This window comes from Kitasatospora sp. NPDC093806 (assembly GCF_040683335.1).
Taxonomy (GTDB): Bacteria; Actinomycetota; Actinomycetes; order Streptomycetales; family Streptomycetaceae; genus Kitasatospora.
In genome coordinates this window covers 1-2489 of record NZ_JBFBDO010000245.1, presented here as the reverse complement: position 1 = coordinate 2489, position 2489 = coordinate 1, and the positions used below count along the sequence as shown (strand labels likewise).

Genomic DNA, 2489 nt, shown 5'->3' with positions numbered 1-2489 from the left:
CGAAGCGGTGGGCGAGCTCGTCCATGAGTTCCAGGGCGGCGGGGGAGGCGCCCCGGGCGAGGCCGGCGGCGAGGGCGCCGCAGAAGACGTCCCCGGCGCCGGTGGTGTCGACGACGGTCACCTCGGGGGCGGGGACGCGCAGGAGCGCGCCGTCGGCGGCGACCAGCGCGCCCGCCGCGCCGAGGGTGATCACCGCCCCCTCGCCGAGGGCGGCCAGGGCGCGGGCGGTCGTGTCAGGGGAGCCGGAGCCGGAGTCGGTGACGGTGGGCGTGCCGGTGAGCTGGGCGGCCTCGACGGCGTTGGCGACGATCAGCGGGCGGCGCAGGCCCGGGCCGGACCAGTCGGGCAGGATGCCAGCCGGAGCGGCGTTGTGGATCCAGCGGGGGCCGGGCGGGAGCGCCGCCGCCGTCGCCCGGACGCACTCCTCGGGCACCTCACCGCTGGTCAGGACGGTGTCGGCGGGCGTGAGGGCGAGGGCGGCGAGCGCCTCGGTCACCTCGGCGCCGGTCAGCCGGGCGTTGGCGCCCGGGACGACCACGATGCTGTTCTCGCCGGCCGGGTCGACCAGCACGACCGCCTGCCCGGTGGGTGCGGCGGGGTCGGTGAGCACGGTGTCGGTCCCGACCCCGGCGGCCCGCAGGTCGGCCAGCGCCGCCCGGCCGTCGGCGTCGGCGCCGACCTTGGCGACCAGCCGGGTCGGCGCACCCAGGGTGGCGGCGGCCACGGCCTGGTTGGCGCCCTTGCCGCCGAAGCCCTGGGCCGATCCGGCGGCCAGCACGGTCTCCCCGGGGGCGGGGAGGACGGGGCAGCGCAGGATGCGGTCGATGTTGACGGAGCCGATGGCCACGACGCGGCCGGAGGTGGTGGATGCGGTGGTTGATGCGCTGGTGGATGCGGTCACCGTCCCTCTCTAGTGCGGCGGCCCGGGGTGGGGCAAGCCGACTGCTTCCCCGGCGCGCGGGGGGAGGGCGCGCGGGGTGCGGCGGGGGCGTGCGGACGGGTTCCGGACTCCGGCGACCAGGGGTGCGCACTCCGGCGCGGCCGGGGTCGTACGGGCATCGCCGCAGGGCCTCTGGCCTGGGCACATGCCGCTGTCAAACGGAATCGGGAACCACCGTGAGCAGGGCGCGCGTGGAGGTATGGGGACCGGCGCGGCGGGGGTACCACCTCGGGTGGCGCTGGTTCGACTGACGGGGGCGCCGCCCGGTGCGAACGGCACCGGGGGAGGTCGAGGGGCAGGGGACATTGGTGATCGTCTGGGTCAATGGCACGTTCGGGGCGGGCAAGACGAGTGCCTGCCGCGAGTTGGTGGAACTGCTGCCCGGCAGCATGTTGTTCGATCCCGAGCTGGTCGGGTTCGGACTGCGCAGGATGCTGCCGGCGGACCGGATGGCGACGGTGTCGGACTTCCAGGACCTGCCGGCCTGGCGCCGGCTCGTCCCCGAGCTGGCGGCCGCGCTGCTCGGCGAGGTGTCCGGACCGCTGGTCGTCCCGATGACGCTGCTCCGGGAGGACTACCGGGACGAGATCTTCGGCGCGCTGGCCTCGAACGGCATCACGGTGCACCATCTCGTCCTGGACCCTGAAGAAACGATCCTGCGTGAGCGCATAAAGCAGCGCGAGGAGGTCCCGGACGATCCCGAGCGCAGCGAGCGGATCCGCCAGTGGTGCCTGGAGCAGTTGCCGCGCTACCGCGCCGCCCGCCGCTGGCTGCGCCGGGACGCCAGACTCGTCGACACCGCCGGCCTCACCCCGCGCGAGACCGCCGCCCGGCTCGCCCAGCTGGTCCGGGACGGCTCGGCGCGCTGCCCGATCGTCCAGACCCCGGACTTCACCGGGGACACCGTCGCCGCCGCCGTCCTGCTCTTCGACGAGCAGGACCGGGTGCTGCTGGTCGACCCGGTCTACAAGCCGGACTGGGAGTTCCCCGGCGGGGTGGTCGAGTGCGGCGAGGCGCCGACCGACGCCGCGCTGCGGGAGACCGCGGAGGAGCTCGGCCTGCGGCTCGACCCGGCCGCGCTGCGGCTGCTGGCCGTCGACTGGGAGCCGCGCACCGGGCCGCGCCGGGGCGGCCTGCGGCTGGTCTACGACGGCGGACTGCTGGACGCCACCGCCCGGCAGGGGCTGCTGCTCCAGCAGGAGGAGCTGCGCGGCTGGCGGTTCGTCACCCTGGAGGAGGCGGCCGGGCTGCTGCCGCCGGGCCGGTACCGGCGGCTGGCGGCCGCGCTGGAGGCCCGCCGGTGCGGCGAGCTGCGGTACCTGGAGGCCGGCCGCCGGGCGGGCGTGGGGCTGGCCCGGGCGGCCGACGCGGCGTGAGCGGGGGCGGGGCCGGGGTGTGAGCGCGGGCGGGGTCCGGGGCACGGGCTTGGCGGGTCGGCTCGTGGCCCGGGCCCCGTGCGCCGGGTGCGGCGGGCGTCGGGCGGGCGTGGGGCTGGGGCGGTCGGCCTGCGCGGCCGACGCGCCGTGACGCGGGCGGCTGACGCGGCGTG

General features: G+C 77.3%; 2 protein-coding genes. One reads left to right on the top strand and one right to left on the bottom strand.

Going from position 1 to position 2489, the window contains the following annotated elements; all coding sequences use genetic code 11:
* Positions 1-847 (bottom strand): PfkB family carbohydrate kinase (locus tag AB0N76_RS39665; protein ID WP_363565721.1); only part of this gene is annotated, 847 nt, incomplete at its 3' end.
* Between the two features lie 401 nt (positions 848-1248).
* On the opposite strand from AB0N76_RS39665, the gene AB0N76_RS39660 reads away from it, so the two are divergent.
* Positions 1249-2316: an NUDIX domain-containing protein gene (locus tag AB0N76_RS39660; RefSeq protein WP_363565720.1), complete on the top strand. Its 1068-nt coding sequence runs from the start codon at positions 1249-1251 to the stop codon at positions 2314-2316.
* The last annotated feature ends 173 nt before the right edge of the window (positions 2317-2489 follow it).